The sequence below is a fragment of the Leisingera sp. S232 genome, from assembly GCF_049800895.1.
GTDB lineage: Bacteria > Pseudomonadota > Alphaproteobacteria > Rhodobacterales > Rhodobacteraceae > Leisingera.
Genome location: NZ_JBNAFX010000023.1, coordinates 28,122 through 47,800, shown reverse-complemented (window position 1 = coordinate 47,800; position 19,679 = coordinate 28,122). Strand labels below are relative to the sequence as shown.

The window sequence follows — 19,679 nt, the reverse complement described above, 5'->3', positions numbered from 1 at the left end:
TGCGCTGATGGCGGACCGGCAGCCCGGTCCGCCGGTCGGCACGCACCACCATAGTCCCTGCCGTCTAGCTGCTCCCCTCCGTCCGAGCGGCAGGGACCGGTGCGTGCCGGCCAAATCTTCAACGGACAGCAGTTCAGGGCCGACACAGGGGAAGGCCCGCAGGAGTGAGATGATGATGCTGAGCGAAGTGACCCCCGTGCCCGAGGCCGCCCTGCCGCTGGCCCAGTTCAAGGCGCATCTGCGTCTGGGCACCGGCTTTGGCGAGGACAGCCTGCAGGACGAGGTGCTGTTTGGCTTCTTGCGCGCCGCCCTGGCCGCGATCGAAGCAAGGACCGGCAAGGCTTTGATAACCCGCGACTTTGAGCTGGAGATCCGCCACTGGCGCGACCGCAGCCGAATGGTGCTGCCCATCGCCCCGGTGCAGGCGGTGTCAGAGGTGATGATCCGTGACGCGGCTGGCAGTGATACGGTTCTGGACACTGCGGACTACCGGCTTGAGCCGGACAGTCAGCGCCCCTGCCTGTGTCCCGCAGGCCGCCTGCTGCCCGCGATCCCGACCGGCGGTCTGGCACGGATCAGTCTTCAGGCCGGCATGGTTGCGGAGTGGGGCGGCTTGCCCGCTGATCTGGCGCAGGCGGTGATGCTGCTGGCGGCGCATTACTATGAATACCGGGCCGACACTGGCCTGCATGGCGGCTGCATGCCCTTTGGCGTCACCAGTCTGATCGAACGCTACCGCGCCCTGCGGCTCAGCCTGGGAGGCCTGGCATGAAACAGCCCCCGAACCTGACCCGCAAGCTGGTGCTCGAAGACCCCCAGCGCGTCCCCGACGGCGCCGGCGGCTATACCGAGACCTGGGTGGCGCTAGGCACCCACTGGGCAGAGGTGAAATCCCTTAGCGGGCGTCTGAACAGGGACAGCCTGTCTTTGCAGAAATACCGCATCACACTGCGGTCAACTCCGGCTGGCTTTGCGTCCAGACCGCGTCCCGATCAACGGTTCCGCGATGAAAGCCGCCTCTACCGCATTGATGCGGTTGCGGAAAACGGCGCAAGTGCGCGCTACCTCACCTGTTTCGCGGTTGAGGAGGTAAGCGGATGACCTATGCCATCGCAGGCGGGCTGCAATCCGCCGTCTATACCCATCTGTCCGGCGACGCGGGCCTCACGACACTGGTTGGCAGCGCGATCTATGACGCCATTCCCGCCGGCCCGTTGCCGCAGACCTATGTGGCGCTGGGGTCAGAGGAGGTGCTGGACCGCTCTGACGGGACCGCAGGTGGGGCTGAGCACCGGTTTTTCGTCACCGTTACCACCGACACTGCGGGGTTTGCCGGGGCCAAGGCCGCTGCTGCAGCGGTCTGCGACGCTCTGGTGGGGGCTGCGGTGCCGCTGCCGCGCGGGCAGCTGACGGGCCTGTGGTTCGACCGGGCTAAGGCAGAGCGGCTGGCCACTGGCGGCAGGCAGATCACCCTGCGGTTCCGGGCGCGTGTGGACGACGTCTGAGCTGCAGAAACATATAGAAACCAATTGAAATACATGGAGAATCCCCATGACCGTCCAAAACGGCAAAGACCTCTTGGTCAAAGTGGATATGAATGGCGCCGGCCTGTTTGAAACCATCGCGGGCCTGCGCGCCACGCGGATCAGTTTCAACGCCGAAAGCGTCGATGTGACCAGCCTCGAAAGCCAGGGCGGCTGGCGCGAGCTGCTGGCCGGTGCCGGCGTGCGTTCGGCCAGTATCTCTGGCTCCGGCATTTTCCGGGACGCGGATACCGACGAACGCGCCCGACAGCTGTTCTTTGACGGGCTCACGCCGGAGTTCCAGGTGATCATCCCCGACTTCGGTATTGTGCAGGGGCCGTTCCAGGTCACAGCGCTTGAATATGCAGGCAGCCACAATGGCGAAGCAACCTATGAGCTGTCGCTGGCCAGCGCCGGACAGCTCAGCTTTGCGGCGGTGTGATCAATGGTGAATCCACATGCAGGCGAGGCGGAATTAGGTGTCAATGGAACAGCTTATGCGTTGAAGTTGACGCTGGGGTCGCTGGCGAGCCTGGAGGCTGTGCTGGAGGAAGGCACGCTGGTTGATCTGGTGCAGCGGTTTGAACAGGGCCGGTTTTCCGCCCGCGATGTGCTGGCACTGCTGGCAGCTGGGCTGCAGGGCGGCGGTCACAATCTCAGCCGCGAAGATCTCGCCGCTGCAACCATAGACGGCGGCCCGATGCAGGCGGCGCGGGTGGCGGCAGAACTGCTGGTGCGCAGCTTTGCCGTGCCAGACCAGCCATGAGCGCGCTCGACTGGCCTGCGCTGATGCGCGCCGGAATGGCGGGGCTGAAACTGCTGCCACGCGATTTCTGGCAGCTGACGCCGGCGGAACTGCGGCTGATGCTCGGCGAGGCGGCAGCGCCGTCGCCCCTGGGCCGGGACCGGCTGGCAGCGTTGATGCAGGACTTCCCCGATCTGCCGCCGCCAAGCAACAAGGAGACAACAGATGACTGACTCATCCTCGATGGCCGAACTGGAATTACAGGGCGAAGCTTTGGGAGAAGCGCTGGACGGCGCCTCTGGAATGGCGGCAACCTTTGCAGAAGTGCTGGGGCGGGTGAAAGAAGGGTTTTCCGAGACCGGACGCGATGCACAGATCCTGGATCGCAGTCTTTCCAAAGGATTGCGGCGTGCCTTTGACGATTTGTTGTTTGACGGCGCCAATCTGTCAGAGGCGATGGACACGCTGGCGCGGTCGATGATCCGAACCACCTATAACGCCGCAATGAAACCGGTGATGAACCATGCCGGCGGCATGCTGACCGACGGGCTGACCTCGCTGATCGGAAACATCCTGCCCTTTGCCAATGGCGCCGCCTTTAGCCAGGGCAAGGTGATGCCCTTTGCCAAGGGCGGCATCGTGACCGGCCCAACAACATTTCCCATGCGCGGCGCCACCGGGCTGATGGGCGAAGCGGGACCAGAGGCAATCCTGCCGCTGACGCGCGGAGCTGACGGCTCGTTGGGCGTGCGCAGCCAGGGCGGCGGCGCGGTGAATGTGGTGATGAATGTCACCACACCGGACGTCAAAGGCTTTGAACGCAGCCGCAGCCAGATCGCCGCACAGCTGTCACGGGCGCTGTCCCGCGGCGGGCGAAACCGTTAAGGATGGAGGGTAACACAATGAATTTCCACGAAGTCCGATTTCCCGCCTCGCTCAGCTTCGGCTCTGTCGGCGGGCCCGAACGGCGCACCGATGTGGTGACGCTGGCCAATGGGTTCGAGGAACGCAACACCCCCTGGGCGCATTCCCGACGCCGCTATGACGCTGGGCTGGGGCTGCGCGCGCTGGAGGACATTGAAACTCTGATCGCCTTTTTTGAGGCCCGGCAGGGACAGCTATACGGCTTTCGCTGGAAGGATTGGAGCGACTATAAATCTGCCAGGCCCAGCGCGGCAGTGGCATTTGACGACCAGGAAATTGCCATTGGCGACGGCAGCACGGTGACCTTCCAGCTGGCCAAGACCTACCGGTCTGGCGTCTTCACCTATCAGCGCCCGATTGCCAAGCCGGTGGCGGGCAGCGTGCGGGTGGGGATCGAGCAGGATGAGCTGCGCGAGGGCGTCGATTACGAACTCGATACAGCCACCGGGTTTATCACCCTGGCGCACCCGCCAGAGACGGGCCTCAGCATCAATGCCGGGTTCGAATTTGACGTGCCGGTGCGGTTCGACACTGCCAGCATCCAGACCAGCGTGGCCTCGTTCCAGGCTGGTGAGGCGCCTGCGGTTCCGGTGGTGGAGGTTCGGGTATGACACGTTTTCCCAATGACTTGCAGTCTCATCTTCAATCCGGAATCACCACGGTGTGCCGGGCCTGGGCGCTGCGCCGCAAAGACGGTCCTGTGCTGGGTTTTACCGATCATGACTGTGTGCTGCGCTTTGAAGGCATCGACTTTCAGCCCGGCAGCGGACTGACCGCGCGGGCGGTGAGCCAGGCCACCGGTCTGTCCGTCGACAACACCGAGGCGCTGGGGGTGCTGAACGATGCCGCCGTGCGCGAAGAGGATATCGAAGCAGGCCGGTTCGATGGCGCCGACGTGCGCTGTTGGCTGGTCAACTGGCAGGATGTGTCAATGCGCTGGCTGCAGTTTCGCGGCTCAATCGGTGAAATCCGCCGGGCAGGCGGTGCCTTTGAAGCTGAGTTGCGCGGCCTGACAGAGATGCTCAATCAGCCGCTGGGGCGGATCTATCAGAAGCCCTGCACAGCGGTGCTGGGCGACGGTGGCTGCCGGTTTGATCTGAACACACCGGGCTACGCCGCTGATCTTACAGTGGAAAATGTGGATTTCAGGGCTGAATTTCGCTGGGACGCCCTGCCGGGGTTTGAGCCTGACTGGTTCGACGGTGGGCGGCTGACGGTGCTGAGCGGCGCGGCCAAGGGCCTTTGGGCGGCGGTGAAGGCGGATCAGAGCACGGCGGCGGGGCGCCGGATCGTGCTTTGGGAACCCATTCGCGCGGCGGTGTCTGTGGGTGACAGCGTCCGGCTGGAGGCCGGCTGTGACAAACGTATGGAGACCTGTCGGCTGAAGTTTAACAATCTGCTGAATTTTCAGGGGTTTCCCGACATTCCGGGCGAGGACTGGATCATGGCGGTGCCGCGCCAGTCGGGCCTGAACAGCGGAGGCAGCAGGCGATGAGCAGGGTGGTCAGGGCCGCACGGGGCTGGATTGGCACGCCTTATGTGCATCAGGCTTCCTGCAAGGGAGCGGGCTGCGACTGCCTGGGCCTGATCCGTGGCCTGTGGCGGGAGCTGTGCGGGGCCGAACCCGAAGCGCCGCCTGCCTATACAATGGACTGGTCCGAACCGCAGGGAGCAGAGGCGCTGTGGCAGGCCGCCACGCGGCATCTGGCGGCCAAGCCGCTGCATGAGGCCGCCGTCGGCGATGTAATCCTGTTCCGAATGCGAGAGGGCTCGGTGGCCAAGCATCTGGGGGTGCAGGCTGCGGTCACAGAACCGCGGGCTTCGCTCGGCCCGGCGGAGAGGGAACGAAGCAGCCGCCCCGAGGGGGGCAGCACAGGCGCTGTCCGACCTGTCAGCCGGGCGGAACTCTGCAGCAGTACCCCGTCCTTTATCCACGCCTATGCCGGCCACGGGGTTGTCGAAAGCCCGCTGAGCCCGCCCTGGCAGCGCCGCATCGTGGCGCGGTTTCATTTCCCCGGCATGTCCTGACAAAGGAGCTGATCTGATGGCAACCATTCTTCTCTCTGCGGCCGGTGCGGCGGTTGGCGGCGCAATTGGCGGCACCGTGGCGGGCCTGTCCTCGGCCGTGATCGGCCGTGCGGCGGGCGCCACCCTGGGCCGGATGATCGACGAGCGCCTTCTGGGCTCCGGTGCCGATCCGGTGGAAACCGGCAAAGTGGACCGTTTTCGTCTGACCCAGGCAAGTGCCGGCGCGCCCATGGCGCAGGTCTATGGCCGGATGCGGCTGGGCGGGCAGGTGATCTGGTCTTCGCGGTTTCTGGAAACCTCTACTGTCAGCGGCGGCGGCGGCAAGGGCCGGCCGTCCCAGCCGCAGGTGACCAGCTACAGCTACACGGTATCGCTGGCGGTGGCGCTGTGCGGCGGTGAAATCGCCAGTGTTTCGCGGGTCTGGGCCGATGGCGAGGAAGTGGCGCCGAAGGATCTGAACATGACCGTCTACCGCGGCACGGCAGATCAGTTGCCGGATCCGGTGATGGAGGCGGTCGAAGGCGCAGGCCAGGTGCCCGCCTATCGCGGAACCGCCTATGTGGTGATGGAAAACCTGGATCTGGCGCGGTTCGGCAACCGGGTGCCGCAGTTTTCCTTTGATGTGCTGCGCCCCGAACAGCCCGCCAGCAGCACCTTTGACCAGGATCTGGGGCAGATCGTGCAGGGCGTTGCCCTGTTGCCCGGCTCTGGCGAGTATTCGCTGGCTTCGGATGTGGTGCAGTATACTGGAGGGCCGGGGGACGCCAAACCGGCCAATGAACATACGCCCTCGGGGTTAAGCGACCTCAAGACCTCGCTGAATGCGCTGGAGGCGGAGCTGCCGTCCTGCGGGGCGGTCTCGTTGATTGTGTCATGGTTCGGCGGTGATCTGCGCTGTGGCAGCTGCACGCTGCAGCCCAAGGTGGAGCATAAGGACGCCGAAGGCAGCATCCCCTGGACCGTGAGCGGCGTCACCCGCGCGGAGGCGGAGGAGGTTCTGAAACAGGACGGTGTGCCGCTTTATGGCGGCACCCCGGCAGATGCCGCGGTGGTTCAGTCGATCCGCGAGATGCAGGCGCGCGGCCTGCGGGTGATGTTTTACCCGTTCATTCTGATGGATCAGGCCGAAGGCAACACGCTGCCCGATCCCTGGACCGGCGGCGCCAGCCAGCCGCATCTGCCCTGGCGTGGGCGCATTACCCTGTCGCAGGCACCGGGTCGGGGCGGCTCACCTGACGGCAGCGCCGTGGCGGACGCAGAGGTGGCGGCGTTTTTCGGGACCGTCACCGCTGCGGATTTCACCCTGGGTGATGGCAGCGTCACCTATGCCGGACCGCCAGAGTGGAGCCTTAGCCGGTTCATCCTGCACAATGCGGCGCTATGCGCGGCCGCAGGCGGGGTGGAGGCCTTTTGCATCAGCTCCGAGATGCGTGCCTTGACCCAGATCCGCGGCGCTGCGGGTTTCCCGGCGGTGGCGGCTTTGCGGGCGCTGGCGGCAGAGGTGCGGCTGCTGCTGGGGCCGGACACCAGGATCGGCTATGCCGCAGACTGGTCGGAGTACTGGGGCTATCAGTCGCCCGAGGGCGACCGCTACTTTCATCTGGACCCTCTGTGGGCAGATGAAAACATCGATTTCATCGGCATCGACAATTACATGCCGCTGTCCGACTGGCGCGATGAGGAGAACCACCTGGACGCACAGGCCGGGGCGCCGTCGATCTATGATACCGGGTATCTTCGCGGCAATGTGGAGGGCGGCGAAGGGTTTGACTGGTATTACCATTCACCAGAAGCGCGGGCAGCGCAGATCCGCACCCCGATTACCGACGGGGCGCATGATGAGCCCTGGGTGTGGCGCTACAAGGATATTCGCAGCTGGTGGATGCAGGAACATCACGAGCGCATTGGCGGCCTGCGGCAGGCGCAGCCCACCGCCTGGGTGCCGCAGTCCAAACCGGTGTGGTTCACGGAGCTCGGCTGTGCTGCTATCGACAAAGGCACCAATCAGCCGAATAAATTCCTGGACCCGAAAAGTTCGGAATCAAAACTTCCGCGTTACTCCAATGGCTTGCGGGATGATCTGATGCAGATCCAATATCTGCGCGCGTTTCTGGGCCACTGGGGCGAGGATGCGAACAACCCGCTGTCAGAGGAATATGAAGGGCGGATGCTGGATCTGTCCAATGCCTATGTCTGGGCCTGGGACGCGCGCCCTTTTCCGGCCTTTCCATCGCGGGTGGAGATTTGGAACGACGGCGACAACTATCTGCGTGGCCATTGGCTGAACGGGCGGGCCGGGCAGCGCACGCTGGCCTCTGTGGTGGAGGAGATTTGCCGTGCAGCCGGGCTGGATCAGATCGATGTAACCGGGCTGAACGGCGTGGTGCATGGGTTTACGAACCCGGATGTGTCAGATGCGCGTGCGGCGCTGCAGCCCTTGATGCTGCGGCATGGGTTTGACGCGGTGGAGCGGGACGGGGTGCTGATGTTCCGGATGCGCAAGGGAACCGGCGCAGAGGCGCTGGCGCTGGAGCATTTGGCCGACAGTGACGAGATCGGCGGCAGCCTGGAGCTGGCGCGCTCTGGCGACGCGGAGCTGGCAGGGCGGGTGCGGCTTCGGTTCACCGAATGGGGCGGCGATCATGCGGCCGGCTCGGTGGAGGCGGTGCTGCCGGATGAGGCAACCCACAGCGTCAGCCAGAATGAGCTGCCGCTGGCGATGACCCGCGCGGAAGCCCGTCAGACTGTCAGCCGCTGGTTGGCGGAAGCGCGGGTTTCGCGGGATATTGCGCGGTTTGCGCTGCCGCCCTCTTTGCTGCATCTGGGCGCCGGGGATGTGATCGCGCTGCCGCTGGAGGGCAGGGACCAGCTGTATCGTATCGACCGGGTGGAGCAGGCCGAAGCACAGACAGTGGAGGCAGTGCGGATCGAGCCCGGCACCTATGATCTGGCGGCGGTGGCAGAGGAGCTGCCGGGGGTGAACGCCTTTGCCGCGCCCGGGCCGGTGCTGCCCTTGTTCCTGGATCTGCCGCTGATACGCGGGGATGAGGTGCCGCATGCGCCGCATCTGGCGGTGACGGCGCGGGCCTGGCCGGGGAGTGTGGCGGTCTACGGGTCACAAGCGGATGAGAATTATGTTCTGGAAGAAGTGATCGCGGCGCGGCAGGTGGTGGGGGTCACCCAAACACCGCTGTTTGCAGCCGGGGCCGGGCGCTGGGATCTGGGTGCGGACCTGCAGGTCAGGCTGATCTCTGGCGACCTGGAGAGCCGCTCGGCTGCGGCGGTGCTGAACGGCGCCAATGTGGCTGCCATCGGCGACGGCAGCCCGGGCAACTGGGAGCTGTTGCAATTCCGTGAGGCTGAATTGATTGCGCCGCAGACCTATCTGCTGCGCGGTCGGCTGCGCGGCCAGCAGGGCACGGATGCGGTGATGCCGGAGGTCTGGCCTGCGGGCTCCTATATTGTGCTGCTGGACGGCACGCTGGTGCAGGCAGAACTGGCGCCGGAGCAGCGCCGCCGTCTGCGGCACTATCGCATCGGCCCGGCGCGGCGGGCGTTGGAAGATCCGTCGTATGTGCATCTGCAGGAAGCGTTTGAAGGCATCGGCCTGCGCCCCTATGCACCGGTGCATCTGCGGCTGGCAGGGGGGCTTGGCACGGATATCCCTGTCAGCTGGATACGCCGCAGCCGGGTTGAGGGGGACAGCTGGGACCTGGAGGAGGTGCCGCTGGGCGAGGAGATTGAAGCCTATCGCATCCGGGTGATGCGCGGCGGCACTGTTCTGCGGGAGGCAAGCTCTGCCACGCCGTTCTGGACCTATCCGGCGGCGGCACAGGTGCTGGATGGCGCGCAGGCGGGCGATATTCTGGAAGTGGCGCAGCGGTCGGCGCGGTTTGGCGCCGGGCCGGCGGCGCGGGCCGAGCTGGGCTGATGCGCCCGGTTCTGCCCGGCGATGTGTCGGCGGTTGCGCGGGCGCTGCTGATGGTGCCGCCCCCTGAGCGCCCGGCTCTGTGCCGCCGCATTTTCGGCGGCGCAGTTGAGGCCGCGGCCCATTGCCGGCTGATTGGCCGTCTGCATCCGCGCTGGGGCGACGGCAGTCTGAACGCGGCAGCCCGGCGGTACGTGCTGGCGGACGAGCCTTTTCTGGATGATCCGCATTATCTGCAGTGCACCCGGCTGGTGCTGCGGGAGCTTGCGGCGGCGCATGAGAGGAGTGGGGAAGCTCCCGCCCGCTGACCCGCGCAGGAAACCTGCGCCGCCAGCGGTTGGGCCCGGCGCTGCCTGCCTGCGGCAGCGGCGCGGCGGGATTGCTGAGGGCGGGCGCAAGTTGGCGGCGGCGCGCCTGGCGCCTTGGCCATCGCCGGGGCTTGGCAGGTATTCATACGCACCGGACCGCGCGCCTTCAGTGGCGGCGGCGCATCCACGCCCTTCGACTTCTGGCCCGGGGTGTCTTTGGCGGCCAGCGCTGCCAGACGGGCGGTGGTCTGATGTTTCCACGCGGTTCCCGCCCGACTCATTCATATCAAAAATATGCCTCATCACAGCTTTGCGTTTGCTGCAAAGCACCTTAGATGGGTAGTCTGAGCGCAGAAAGGACGTTGGCCCATGGCAAAAACACAGCAAGCTGTTACCCCGGTGGATCCCGTTTGGAGCCGAATTACCCGCGAAGCTGAGGAGGCCGTTGCCACCCAGCCGCTGATGGGCGGGCTGATCCATGCCTGTATTCTGCATCACAAGTCCTTGCAGAAGGCGCTGTCCTACCGGATTTCCGCCAAACTGTCGTCCAATGAGATGTCGATGGTGATCCTGCGGGAAATCGTGGACGATGCCTATGCGGCCTGCCCGGAACTGGTGGAGTCAGCACGCGCCGACCTGATGGCGATCAACGAGCGCGACCCTGCCAGCCACCGGCTGCTGCAGCCGATCCTGTATTTCAAGGGCTTCCAGGCTGTGCAGGCCTACCGGGTCAGCCATTACCTGTGGGATCAGGGGCAAAAGGATCTGGCCTTTTTCTTTCAGATGCGCACGTCTGAAATCTTTGGGATCGACATCCATCCAGGCGCCCGCATCGGCAAGGGGATCATGATCGATCATGCCCATTCCATTGTGATCGGCGAGACCGCGGTGGTGGGTGACAATGTGTCGATGCTGCATTCGGTGACTCTGGGCGGCACTGGCAAGGAAGAAGAGGACCGCCATCCCAAGATCGGCGATGGGGTGCTGATCGGTGCCGGCGCAAAGGTGCTGGGCAACATCAAGGTCGGCCACTGCAGCCGCATTGCCGCCGGATCAGTGGTGCTGCAGGAAATACCGCCCTGCACGACAGTGGCCGGGGTGCCTGCCAGGATCGTTGGCGAAGCAGGCTGCGACCAGCCTTCTATCAACATGGACCAGGTGGTGCCGGCGGGATCGCCAGCCGCAGAGTGAAACGCCTGGCGGCAGGCCTGGTATTTTGAGTATTTGGGGAAAGTTGAAGGGGAAGCGGGTTCGCTTCCCTTTTTGGGTCCGATGGGGGGCGGGCGTTTTGCGCTTTGCGTTTCAGCGAGCCCTGCGCGGGATGAGGACGCCGCCGCTGTCGCGGTATCGGCGTTTGTAGCTGGTGTTGCGCTGACGGCCTGCAACACCCGGATCATGATGCTGAGGTTTCTGTTCGGAAAGACCTGCAGACGAGACATACATGCAGTTCTGTACCCGGCCCCGGATGTCACGGGTGGGGTTGAGTGTCGAGGAAGTCTTTGAGCTGCTTAGAAGTGTCGGGCGGCGCCTAGCATTTCCTATGGTGCTGGGTTGCGGGGGGCGCAGGAATGCACTCTCAAGCCTTTTGATGTGAACAGTGGCTGGATGCGCATTCATGTTGATCAGCGCAAGGGGCGCAAGGGGCGGAAGGATTGGAAGGATCGGGAGGTGATGCTGTCGCCTGATCTGCCTGATCTGCTGCGGGCGAATTGGCGTGAGGCACGACCCGAAGGCAGGATGTTTCCCATTGTCCGGCAGATGACGCCTGCAATGCCCAGAGGGGGGCAGCCCAAGATCAATCCTGTGACACCGGTGCAATTGGGCCAAGCGTTCAACTTGGCCACACATCCGGCTGGCATTTCAAAGCCAGCCACCAAAATAGATCCGGGATTTGGTGCGCCTGTTTGAAGCGCTCGCAACCTTGCAGGGCCGCTCGCTCTGACAAGGATCCCGGGCATGTCAATCTGAGCCAGTCCAAAGTGATGGCACGGATAGAGGCTTGCCGAATGGTGCCACGCGGCGGGGGTGTGGGCAGGCAATCTCGGGGCGGGGTAGACCGTGGCGTTGGCTGTCGTCCGGAGAAATGATTGGGATTGCTTTTCTTCCGGCCCTATCATGGAGCGGTCCTGTTCTGACTTCGAGGAGAAGCAAGACCCCAGCCGGGATCAGCTGCAACAAGCGGTGGCATTGCGACGACAGCCTGCGCTCTGGCTATCAAGTTTCTCTGAACGATGAGCCGTCAAACACACGCTGGCGTCCCCCTGAGAGGTCCATTCGCTTTCCCGCAAAGGGAGAATTGAGATGGCAGAATCTGGCATAGGTCAAAGGGCGTTGGAACTTTCTGATGTGCAAGGAATTGTTGATGTCATCCAGCTGGCAGAGAACCTAAAGACTGAAATGCGCCACAGCTGGCTTTCAAACGGCAGACAGGAAAGCGTGGCAGAGCATACATGGCTGATGACGATTTCTGCAGTGTTAATGTCACCCTATCTCGAACATCCCGTAGACTTAGGTCACACACTTAAGCTGATAGCCCTGCATGATATCGCCGAAGCGATTACAGGGGATATTCCGTATTTTGAGGAAAGCTCTCGCAAAGATGCCAAGCTCCAGGACGAAGCCGATGCCATGAAACAGATGCAGGCAATGCTTCCCAGTGCCTCTGGAGAACTGTTGCTGGCACTTTGGCGCGAATACGAAGACTGCGAGACCCCTGAAGCTAAGTTCGCGAGGGCGCTCGACAAGCTGGAGGTACAGCTCCAGCATAATCTGGCGGACATGCAAACCTGGACGGAACAGGAATTTGGTCTCGTATATACCAAGATGGACGCTGAATGCGCATATGACGCCTCTCTGAGAGCCCTTCTGGCAGTCATCAGGTCAAGAGCGGAACACAAGATGATACAAGCCGGACATGACCCATCAGCGATAAAGGCAGCCGCAACTTTAACGAAAGTCACATCTGACGAAGCCCCGGAAATACCCAGGGCTTGACGAGACTGGCCCCAGTAAAAAAGCCCCGGCGATGAGGCCGCGGCTTTTTCAGTTCTTGTGATGTCGCGGCTTTCTTAGGCCAGCATCACCATCGGGTTTTCCAGGTTGTCGACGATCGCTTTCAGCAGATCTGCCCCCAGGGCGCCGTCGATGACGCGGTGGTCGACCGACATGGTGACGCTCATCACTGTGGCGACCTTCAGCTCGCCGTCGGCGCCCACCACAGGTTTCTTGACGCCTGCGCCCACTGCCAGAATGCCTGCGTGCGGCGGGTTCACGATGGCGTCGAAATTGTCGATGCCAAACATGCCAAGGTTGGAAATGGCAAAGCTGCCGCCCTGGTATTCATGCGGTGCCAGTTTGCGCTCGCGGGCGCGCGACGCCAGGTCTTTCATCTCTGCCGAGAGCGTCGAGAGCGATTTTCTGTCGCTGTCCTGCAGGACCGGGGTGAACAACCCGCCCTCGATGGCGACGGCCACGGCCACATCGGAGGCTTTCATTTTCAGCACCCGGTCGCCGGCCCAGACGGCGTTGGCGTCCGGCACTGCCTGCAGCGCCAGCGCAACCGCCTTGATGATGAAATCATTGACCGAGAGCTTCACGCCGCGGCTCTCAAGCTGCTTGTTCAGCTGGGCGCGGAACGCCAGCAGCGCATCCAGCTGGATGTCGCGGCGCAGGTAGAAATGCGGGATGGTCTGCTTGGCCTCGGTCAGGCGGGCGGCGATGGTCTTGCGCATGCCGTCGAGAGAGACTTCCTCGTAGGCACGGGTTTCATACATGCGGGCGACCATATCGGCGGAGGGGCCTGCGGCCGGGGTGGGCGACGTAGCAGGCGCTGCTGCGGCAGGTGCCGGAGCGGAGGCGGGTGCGGCGGCCTGCGGTTGCGCGTCGATCACATCGGCCTTGACGATGCGGCCCTTGGGGCCGGAGCCTTTGATCTGGCTCAGGTCCAGGCCCTTGTCCGCAGCGATGCGGCGCGCCAGGGGTGAGGCGAAAATACGGCTGCCATCGGATGCTGCCGGTGCCGCCGGGGCAGGAGCCGCCGTGGCAGGAGAGGGGGGGGCTGCGGGCCCCGGCTCTGCTGCCGGTGCGGCTGGTGCTGCGGCTGCGGCAGGCGTGCTGCCGATGGCATCTGCGCTTTCGCCGTCTTCCAGCAGCACGGCGATGGGCGTGTTCACCTTCACGCCTTCAGCGCCTTCGGCCACCAAGATCTTGCCAACCACGCCTTCGTCCACGGCTTCAAATTCCATGGTGGCCTTGTCGGTTTCGATCTCGGCGATCAGGTCGCCAGAGGAGACGGTGTCGCCTTCCTTGACCAGCCATTTGGCCAGGGTGCCTTCCTCCATGGTAGGAGAAAGCGCGGGCATCAGGATTTCAGTGGGCATACTTCTCGCGCTCCCTTACCGGTAGGTCACTTGCTTCACGGCTGCGACCACCTCATCCGTGGTGATCAGCGCGTGGCGTTCCAGGTTGGCGGCATAGGGCATCGGGACGTCCTTGCCGGTGCAGGTCACAACCGGCGCGTCCAGATAGTCAAACGCCTGCTGCATCACTTCTGACGCGATGTAGCTGCCAACGGAACCTTGCGGCCAGCCTTCCTCGACGGTCACCAGACGATTGGTCTTCTGGACCGAGGCAATGACAGTGGGCAGGTCCATCGGGCGCAGGGTGCGCAGGTCGATGACCTCGGCTGAGATTCCGTCCTCTGCCAGTTTGTCGGCGGCTTCCAGCGCGTATTTCATGCCGATACCAAAGGAGACGATGGTAACGTCCGAGCCGCTCCGCCAGATCCGGGCCTTTCCAAACGGCACGGTGAAATCGTCCAGTTTCGGCACTTCAAAGCTTTGGCCATAGAGGATTTCATTCTCGAGGAAAATCACCGGGTTGTTGTCGCGGATTGCGGTTTTCATCAGGCCCTTGGCGTCGGCGGCGGAGTAGGGCATCGCCACCTTCAGGCCCGGGATCTGCATGTACCAGGCGGCATAGTCCTGGGAGTGCTGGGCGCCGACACGGGCGGCGGCGCCATTGGGGCCGCGGAACACCATGGGGGCGCCCATCTGGCCGCCGGACATATACAACGTCTTGGCCGCCGAGTTGATGATGTGGTCAATCGCCTGCATGGCGAAGTTGAAGGTCATGAACTCGACAATTGGGCGCAGGCCGCCAAAGGCTGCACCGGTGGCGATGCCGGCAAAGCCGTGTTCGGTGATCGGAGTGTCGATCACCCGCTTGGCGCCGAATTCGTCCAACAGGCCCTGGCTGACCTTATAGGCGCCCTGGTACTCGGCGACTTCTTCCCCCATCAGGAACACGTCTTCGTCCCGGCGCATTTCCTCGGCCATGGCGTCGCGCAGGGCTTCACGCACAGTGGTCTGCACCATCTCGGTGCCTTCCGGGTAATCCGGTTCCAGGGTCACCGAGGCAAGCGGTTGGGGCGCGGCAGCAGCGGCGGGGGCTGCGGGCGCCGCAGGTGTCCCGGCCGCCGGCGCTTCGCTGGCAGCGGGCGCAGCAGATGCGGTGGCATCGTAGCTTTCGCCGTCTTCCAGCAGCACGGCGATGGGCGTGTTCACCTTCACGCCTTCGGTGCCTTCACCGATCAGGATCTTGCCGACGGTCCCTTCGTCCACGGCTTCGAATTCCATCGTGGCCTTGTCGGTTTCGATTTCGGCGAGGATATCGCCAGAGCTTACGGTATCGCCTTCCTTGACCAGCCATTTGGCCAGGGTGCCTTCCTCCATGGTCGGCGACAGGGCGGGCATCAGGATTTCAGTTGCCATGTCTTGTTCTTCCCTCTCAGGCGTAGATGTCGGTCCAGAGTTCGTCCAGGGCGGGCTCGGGGCTTTCCTTGGCGAAATCTGCGGATTTGTTGACGATCTCCTTGATCTCCTTGTCGATCGCCTTGAGATCCTCTTCGGTGGCGTGCTTGCCGGTCAGCAGCATCTCGCGGACCTGCTCGATCGGGTCGCGCTCCTCGCGCATTTTCTGGACCTCTTCGCGGGTGCGGTACTTGGCCGGATCCGACATGGAGTGGCCGCGGTAGCGGTAGGTTTTTACTTCGAGGATGTAAGGCCCATTGCCGCTGCGGCAGTGGGCCACGGCGCGCTCGCCGACGTCTTTTACGGACAGGACATTCATGCCGTCCACCGCTTCGCCCGGAATGCCGAACGCCTTGCCGCGTTCCCAGATCTCGGCGCTGGAGGTGGACCGCTGCTGGGCGGTGCCCATGGCGTATTGGTTGTTTTCAATGACGAAGATCACCGGCAGCTTCCACAGGGCGGCCATGTTGAAAGTCTCGTAGACCTGACCCTGGTTGGCGGCGCCATCGCCGAAATAGGCAAAGGTCACGCGGCCGTTGTCTTTGTATTTGTCGGCAAAGGCCAGGCCTGCGCCCAGCGGCACCTGAGCGCCGACGATGCCGTGGCCGCCATAGAAATGTTTCTCTTTCGAGAACATATGCATGGAGCCGCCCTTGCCCTTGGAATAGCCGCCCTCGCGTCCGGTGAGTTCGGCCATCACCCCGTCGGGGTTCATGCCGCAGGCCAGCATATGGCCGTGGTCGCGGTAAGAGGTAATCCGCTTGTCGCCATCCTCGGCTGCGGCCTCGAGACCCACAACAACCGCTTCCTGACCGATATAGAGGTGGCAAAAGCCCCCGATCAGCCCCATGCCATAGAGCTGGCCCGATTTTTCCTCGAATCGGCGGATCAGCAGCATCTCGCGGTAGTGTTTTTTCAGTTCTTCGGCAGAAACGTTTGGTTTCTTAGCGCTTTTTCTAGCGGCCATGGTGGTCAGCTCCCCCTGAAGGCTAGATAGTTTAGTGTTAAACAAATTGATAGCCGGTTTTGACGCGGCTGAATAGTGTTATTCTGCCGCGGGGTGAAGCAGGGGTAAAGATCCGTGGCAGGGCGCGTAAATCTACAACAACTAGCGGTTGCTGCAGGGCGCGCGCACGCTGGCCTGGAGCGCGCCGCCGACCCGGAGTCCCGCGCTACAAAGGCGGGGCGGAGCGATTGTCTCTACGGGAAATTTTGTTGGCTTCAGTTATGGCGTCCTGCCGGGCGGGACGGCCTATGCCGCCGCAAAGGCTCGGTTGCTGGAAATGCCCTGCTGCCGGCTGCTGTGGGGTCGGCGGCAATATCTGCGGGACAGATCAGCGGATCACGATCTCGTCCGCGCGGACGAGACCGAGAACCGTGCGTGCCTGTTCGTCGAGGAGGTCGAGGTCGAGGTAGTCGTCGGACAGGCGGCGAGTCAGGTTTTCCATCCCGCCAATGCGGGACTGGAGACGGCCGAGATCGTGCTGAAGTTCTTCTGCTTCGGCCTTGATCTCGACCCGCCTGAACAGACCGAAGTCGCCCTGCACCGCCGCAAAGGTGAAGTAAGCGCTGAGCGCAAATGCGATGGCAAAAAAGGCGATGGCGCCCAACGAAGGGCGGTTGCTTCGGGTCACTTTGGAGGTGCCTGTATGTTACTGCTTACGTTGTATTTTGCACCGTTTGCCGGCGTCTGAAACCACTATGCCACAGGCGAATCGGCTTGGGAATCCCAAAACTGTCCACAGGGGTGATTTTCTGGACCTGAGCCTGAGCCAATGCACAGGTCCGGCAGATGCGGGGCGGTCAAAGGATCATGTCCTGCAGTGCTTTGGGATGGTTGGTGATCTGCTCATAGCCGCTGTCGGTGATAATGAAGCTGTCGCCGACCTGAGCACGGAATGTGTCGGTCGAGACGGAGCCGTCGACCGCAAAAACCATGCCGGGCTGCAAAAGGGTGGTGTCGCCGGTCACCAGCTGCGGGCGTTCCAGAAAGCTGAAGCCGGTGGCACGGCCGCAGCGGAACGGGTAACTGAAGCCTGCGTCCTGGATCACTTCGGCATAGGCACGATGCACCGCCTGCGCCTCGACGCCGGGGCCGAGAACGTCCAGCGCGGCCTTCTGGCTGGCAACGGCCACGTCGTAGATGCGGGCTTGTTCGGGGTCTGCCTCACCAATCCAGAAGGTGCGGTCAAACCCCAGTTTGAAGCGGTGGAAATTGGTCATGCCGCAAAAACAGAGGAAGACGGGTTCTCCCTGCTGCATGACGCGGGTGGAGGCGCGGTGGTGGGTTTTTGTTATGTCGCGACCGGATGCCATGATCTGCAGAAAATGGGTGGCGGGGGACATGTTGGCGTCGCTGTAATGGGCGCGCAGCAGATCCGCAGCGCTGCGGGTGCCAGCCTGGGAGGTGGCGATGGCGACTTCGAACTCCGGCACGCCTGCGGCTATGGCGCCGCGGCCTGCGGCCATCATGGCACCTGCAACCTGGCCTGCGTGGCGGGCCAGCTGAAGCTCCTCTGCCGATTTGATCATCCTGAGACCGGAGAGCGCCGGGATGATGCTGGTGATGTCCTTGGCCCCGGCAAGGTCATCAACGCAGGCGCGCACCATCGGCGGCATGTGGTCAGGCTCCAGCGCGATGCGGGCAGCGCCGACCACGGCGCCGGGCAATTCGGCGCGCCACTCGGCGCCTTCACCGTCGTTCCAGGCTGCGATACGGTCCACATGGGCCACTTCCTCGGCCATCACCACATCGATCACCGGGGTGATCAGCAGGGATTGCCCGTCGCGCGGGATCACAAGAATGGTCGGGCGGCCAAACTCCATATGCAGGTAGTCGTAATACCCGGTCAGGTAATAGACGCTGTCGTCATCGGTGATCAGAGCCACGTCAATCGCGGTCTCTTCCATTTTCTGCCGCAGGCGGGTCATGCGTTCCTGAAACATCCCGGTGCCTCCCTGATCCAGATTTCTGAGATCGACGCTAGAGGCAAGCTGTGGCGTGCGGCAAAGGTTTTATTGTCCCAAGACAAAAAAACGCCCCGGCGGGAAGGCCGGGGCGCGATGCTGCGCAGGGCAGGGCCTGCGGTTTACTGGTCCAGCGCCGCGACGCCGGGGAGCTCCTTGCCTTCCATCCATTCCAGAAAGGCGCCGCCTGCCGTGGAAATATAGGTAAAGTCGCCCGCCGCACCGGAGGCATTGAGGGCCGCCACGGTATCGCCGCCGCCGGCAACCGAGATCAGCTGACCGGAGCGGGTCATCGCCGCCGCCTTGAGCGCTGCGGCGTTGGTGGCGGCGTCGAAGGGTTCCAGTTCAAACGCGCCCAGCGGGCCGTTCCAGATCAGGGTTTTGCTGTTTTCGAACACCTGGTTGATGCGGGCCAGGCTGTCGGGGCCTGCGTCCAGGATCATACCATCCTCGGGGCATTGGTCGGCTGGCAGGATCTCATGTTCAGCGTGGGCTTCAAATTTCTTTGCCACGACGATGTCGGAGGGCAGGATGATCTCGCAGCCTGCGGCCTCAGCCTTGGCGAGGATTTCGGCGGCGGTGTCTTTCATGATGCGCTCGGCCAGCGAGATGCCGACCGGCAGGCCCTTGGCGACCAGGAAAGTGTTGGCCATGCCGCCGCCGATCACCAGGTGGTCGACCTTCTCGATCAGGTTGCCCAAGAGCTCCAGCTTGGTGGAGACTTTGGCACCGCCGACAACGGCAGTCACCGGGCGCTGGGGCTGGCCCAGGGCGCTTTCCAGGGCTTCCAGTTCGGCCTGCATCAGACGGCCGGCGCAGGCGGGCAGCAGGCGGGCGATGGCCTCAGTCGAGGAATGCGCGCGATGGGCGGCGGAGAAGGCGTCGTTGCAGTAGACCTCGCCCAGGCGCGCCATGCCGGCCGCCAGTTCGGGGTCGTTCTTGGTCTCAGCCGCGTGAAAGCGGGTGTTTTCCAGCAGCAGCACCTCGCCCGGCTGCAGGGCATCTGCGGCAGCTTCGGCGCCGGCACCGATGCAGTCGGCGGCAAACAGCACCTTGGTTTCAAAGGCCCGTTCCAGCGTCGGCACCAGCTGGTTCAGCGACAGATTCTCGCGGCGTTCGCCGCCGGGACGGCCAAAGTGGGCCAGCAGGATCGGCTTGCCGCCGGCGGCCAGAATGTCGGCCACAGTGGGAGCGATGCGGCGGATGCGGGTGGAGTCGGTCACCACGCCGTCGACGATCGGCACGTTGATATCCACACGCACCAGTACGCGCTTGCCGTTCAGGTCCATGTCGTCGAGTGTTTTCCAGCCCATCGTGAGCGTCCCCTATGATGAAAGTGCAGGTAAATCCGCGCGTTGTTTCGGGGGTTTTTACGCATCAGTCAATGCTCCCTTGGCATTTGGCGGCGCTGCCCTTACTTATCTGTGCAAATTTCGACGACAGGAG

20 protein-coding genes are annotated in these 19,679 nt (G+C 63.5%); 14 read left to right on the top strand and 6 right to left on the bottom strand.

Annotation, left to right across the window (positions count from 1 at the left end):
* Nucleotides 1-172: 172 nt before the first annotated feature.
* The 14 genes from ACP151_RS14175 to ACP151_RS14110 all read left to right on the top strand — a co-directional run bounded on the left by ACP151_RS14175 (nucleotide 173) and on the right by ACP151_RS14110 (nucleotide 12,450).
* Nucleotides 173-772, top strand: coding sequence for a head-tail connector protein (locus ACP151_RS14175; protein WP_424979555.1), 600 nt, complete (start codon nucleotides 173-175; stop codon nucleotides 770-772).
* Nucleotides 769-1,101, top strand: a complete 333-nt coding sequence (locus ACP151_RS14170) for a head-tail adaptor protein (protein ID WP_424979554.1) — start codon at nucleotides 769-771, stop codon at nucleotides 1,099-1,101. The genes ACP151_RS14175 and ACP151_RS14170 overlap by 4 nt, the downstream gene beginning before the upstream one ends.
* Nucleotides 1,098-1,505 carry a DUF3168 domain-containing protein gene (locus ACP151_RS14165; RefSeq protein ID WP_424979553.1) on the top strand — a complete coding sequence of 136 codons (408 nt, stop codon included), beginning with the start codon at nucleotides 1,098-1,100 and terminating at the stop codon, nucleotides 1,503-1,505. Before ACP151_RS14170 ends, ACP151_RS14165 begins: the two co-directional genes overlap by 4 nt.
* Before the next feature lie 46 nt (nucleotides 1,506-1,551).
* The gene (locus tag ACP151_RS14160) at nucleotides 1,552-1,965 is read left to right on the top strand and encodes a phage major tail protein, TP901-1 family (protein WP_424979552.1); all 414 of its coding nucleotides are present in this window, start codon (nucleotides 1,552-1,554) and stop codon (nucleotides 1,963-1,965) included.
* A 3-nt stretch (nucleotides 1,966-1,968) separates the two neighbouring features.
* Nucleotides 1,969-2,289, top strand: a complete 321-nt coding sequence (locus ACP151_RS14155; protein WP_424979551.1) for a gene transfer agent family protein — start codon at nucleotides 1,969-1,971, stop codon at nucleotides 2,287-2,289.
* Complete coding sequence (locus ACP151_RS14150) at nucleotides 2,286-2,501, top strand: rcc01693 family protein (RefSeq protein WP_424979550.1); 216 nt, start codon at nucleotides 2,286-2,288, stop codon at nucleotides 2,499-2,501. The genes ACP151_RS14155 and ACP151_RS14150 overlap by 4 nt, the downstream gene beginning before the upstream one ends.
* A complete protein-coding gene (locus tag ACP151_RS14145; protein ID WP_424979549.1) occupies nucleotides 2,494-3,153 on the top strand; it encodes a phage tail tape measure protein in 660 nt (219 codons plus the stop codon). Before ACP151_RS14150 ends, ACP151_RS14145 begins: the two co-directional genes overlap by 8 nt.
* Before the next feature lie 17 nt (nucleotides 3,154-3,170).
* A complete protein-coding gene (locus tag ACP151_RS14140) occupies nucleotides 3,171-3,803 on the top strand; it encodes a phage distal tail protein, Rcc01695 family (protein ID WP_424979548.1) in 633 nt (210 codons plus the stop codon).
* Complete coding sequence (locus ACP151_RS14135; RefSeq protein WP_424979547.1) at nucleotides 3,800-4,687, top strand: DUF2163 domain-containing protein; 888 nt, start codon at nucleotides 3,800-3,802, stop codon at nucleotides 4,685-4,687. Before ACP151_RS14140 ends, ACP151_RS14135 begins: the two co-directional genes overlap by 4 nt.
* Complete coding sequence (locus tag ACP151_RS14130) at nucleotides 4,684-5,220, top strand: peptidase (protein ID WP_424979546.1); 537 nt, start codon at nucleotides 4,684-4,686, stop codon at nucleotides 5,218-5,220. The genes ACP151_RS14135 and ACP151_RS14130 overlap by 4 nt, the downstream gene beginning before the upstream one ends.
* 16 nt (nucleotides 5,221-5,236) lie before the next feature.
* A complete protein-coding gene (locus ACP151_RS14125; protein WP_424979545.1) occupies nucleotides 5,237-9,151 on the top strand; it encodes a baseplate multidomain protein megatron in 3,915 nt (1,304 codons plus the stop codon).
* Nucleotides 9,148-9,456 (top strand): hypothetical protein, encoded by a 309-nt coding sequence (locus ACP151_RS14120; protein WP_424979578.1) that lies wholly within the window; start codon nucleotides 9,148-9,150, stop codon nucleotides 9,454-9,456. Before ACP151_RS14125 ends, ACP151_RS14120 begins: the two co-directional genes overlap by 4 nt.
* 369 nt (nucleotides 9,457-9,825) lie before the next feature.
* Nucleotides 9,826-10,647: a serine O-acetyltransferase gene (cysE, locus tag ACP151_RS14115; RefSeq protein WP_424979544.1), complete on the top strand. Its 822-nt coding sequence runs from the start codon at nucleotides 9,826-9,828 to the stop codon at nucleotides 10,645-10,647.
* Nucleotides 10,648-11,757: 1,110 nt separating this feature from the next.
* Nucleotides 11,758-12,450 carry an HD domain-containing protein gene (locus tag ACP151_RS14110; RefSeq protein WP_424979543.1) on the top strand — a complete coding sequence of 231 codons (693 nt, stop codon included), beginning with the start codon at nucleotides 11,758-11,760 and terminating at the stop codon, nucleotides 12,448-12,450.
* A gap of 74 nt (nucleotides 12,451-12,524) precedes the next feature.
* Here the strand turns inward: ACP151_RS14110 and ACP151_RS14105 are convergent, their stop codons facing one another.
* The 6 genes from ACP151_RS14105 to ACP151_RS14080 all read right to left on the bottom strand — a co-directional run bounded on the left by ACP151_RS14105 (nucleotide 12,525) and on the right by ACP151_RS14080 (nucleotide 19,546).
* Complete coding sequence (locus ACP151_RS14105) at nucleotides 12,525-13,835, bottom strand: pyruvate dehydrogenase complex dihydrolipoamide acetyltransferase (RefSeq protein ID WP_424979542.1); 1,311 nt, start codon at nucleotides 13,833-13,835, stop codon at nucleotides 12,525-12,527.
* 15 nt (nucleotides 13,836-13,850) lie between these two features.
* On the bottom strand, nucleotides 13,851-15,227 hold the full coding sequence (locus ACP151_RS14100; protein ID WP_424979541.1) for a pyruvate dehydrogenase complex E1 component subunit beta: 1,377 nt from the start codon (nucleotides 15,225-15,227) through the stop codon (nucleotides 13,851-13,853).
* Between the two features lie 16 nt (nucleotides 15,228-15,243).
* Nucleotides 15,244-16,233 (bottom strand): pyruvate dehydrogenase (acetyl-transferring) E1 component subunit alpha, encoded by a 990-nt coding sequence (pdhA, locus tag ACP151_RS14095; protein ID WP_424979539.1) that lies wholly within the window; start codon nucleotides 16,231-16,233, stop codon nucleotides 15,244-15,246.
* 367 nt (nucleotides 16,234-16,600) lie between these two features.
* Entirely contained in the window at nucleotides 16,601-16,900 is a 300-nt protein-coding gene (locus ACP151_RS14090) for an FtsB family cell division protein (RefSeq protein WP_424979538.1), read from the bottom strand.
* A gap of 169 nt (nucleotides 16,901-17,069) precedes the next feature.
* Nucleotides 17,070-18,212: a M24 family metallopeptidase gene (locus ACP151_RS14085; protein ID WP_424979537.1), complete on the bottom strand. Its 1,143-nt coding sequence runs from the start codon at nucleotides 18,210-18,212 to the stop codon at nucleotides 17,070-17,072.
* A gap of 143 nt (nucleotides 18,213-18,355) precedes the next feature.
* Nucleotides 18,356-19,546 (bottom strand): phosphoglycerate kinase, encoded by a 1,191-nt coding sequence (locus tag ACP151_RS14080; RefSeq protein WP_424979536.1) that lies wholly within the window; start codon nucleotides 19,544-19,546, stop codon nucleotides 18,356-18,358.
* Nucleotides 19,547-19,679: the final 133 nt, after the last annotated feature.

Coding starts and splice junctions, on each gene's coding strand:
- ACP151_RS14155 (WP_424979551.1), top strand. CDS start 1,969: ATGGTGAATCCACATGCAGGCGAGGCGGAATTAGGTGTCAATGGAACA.
- ACP151_RS14105 (WP_424979542.1), bottom strand. CDS start 13,835: ATGCCCACTGAAATCCTGATGCCCGCGCTTTCTCCTACCATGGAGGAA.
- ACP151_RS14150 (WP_424979550.1), top strand. CDS start 2,286: ATGAGCGCGCTCGACTGGCCTGCGCTGATGCGCGCCGGAATGGCGGGG.
- ACP151_RS14085 (WP_424979537.1), bottom strand. CDS start 18,212: ATGTTTCAGGAACGCATGACCCGCCTGCGGCAGAAAATGGAAGAGACC.
- ACP151_RS14160 (WP_424979552.1), top strand. CDS start 1,552: ATGACCGTCCAAAACGGCAAAGACCTCTTGGTCAAAGTGGATATGAAT.
- ACP151_RS14110 (WP_424979543.1), top strand. CDS start 11,758: ATGGCAGAATCTGGCATAGGTCAAAGGGCGTTGGAACTTTCTGATGTG.
- ACP151_RS14175 (WP_424979555.1), top strand. CDS start 173: ATGATGCTGAGCGAAGTGACCCCCGTGCCCGAGGCCGCCCTGCCGCTG.
- ACP151_RS14145 (WP_424979549.1), top strand. CDS start 2,494: ATGACTGACTCATCCTCGATGGCCGAACTGGAATTACAGGGCGAAGCT.
- ACP151_RS14140 (WP_424979548.1), top strand. CDS start 3,171: ATGAATTTCCACGAAGTCCGATTTCCCGCCTCGCTCAGCTTCGGCTCT.
- ACP151_RS14080 (WP_424979536.1), bottom strand. CDS start 19,546: ATGGGCTGGAAAACACTCGACGACATGGACCTGAACGGCAAGCGCGTA.
- ACP151_RS14165 (WP_424979553.1), top strand. CDS start 1,098: ATGACCTATGCCATCGCAGGCGGGCTGCAATCCGCCGTCTATACCCAT.
- ACP151_RS14170 (WP_424979554.1), top strand. CDS start 769: ATGAAACAGCCCCCGAACCTGACCCGCAAGCTGGTGCTCGAAGACCCC.
- ACP151_RS14125 (WP_424979545.1), top strand. CDS start 5,237: ATGGCAACCATTCTTCTCTCTGCGGCCGGTGCGGCGGTTGGCGGCGCA.
- ACP151_RS14135 (WP_424979547.1), top strand. CDS start 3,800: ATGACACGTTTTCCCAATGACTTGCAGTCTCATCTTCAATCCGGAATC.
- cysE (WP_424979544.1), top strand. CDS start 9,826: ATGGCAAAAACACAGCAAGCTGTTACCCCGGTGGATCCCGTTTGGAGC.
- ACP151_RS14130 (WP_424979546.1), top strand. CDS start 4,684: ATGAGCAGGGTGGTCAGGGCCGCACGGGGCTGGATTGGCACGCCTTAT.
- pdhA (WP_424979539.1), bottom strand. CDS start 16,233: ATGGCCGCTAGAAAAAGCGCTAAGAAACCAAACGTTTCTGCCGAAGAA.
- ACP151_RS14100 (WP_424979541.1), bottom strand. CDS start 15,227: ATGGCAACTGAAATCCTGATGCCCGCCCTGTCGCCGACCATGGAGGAA.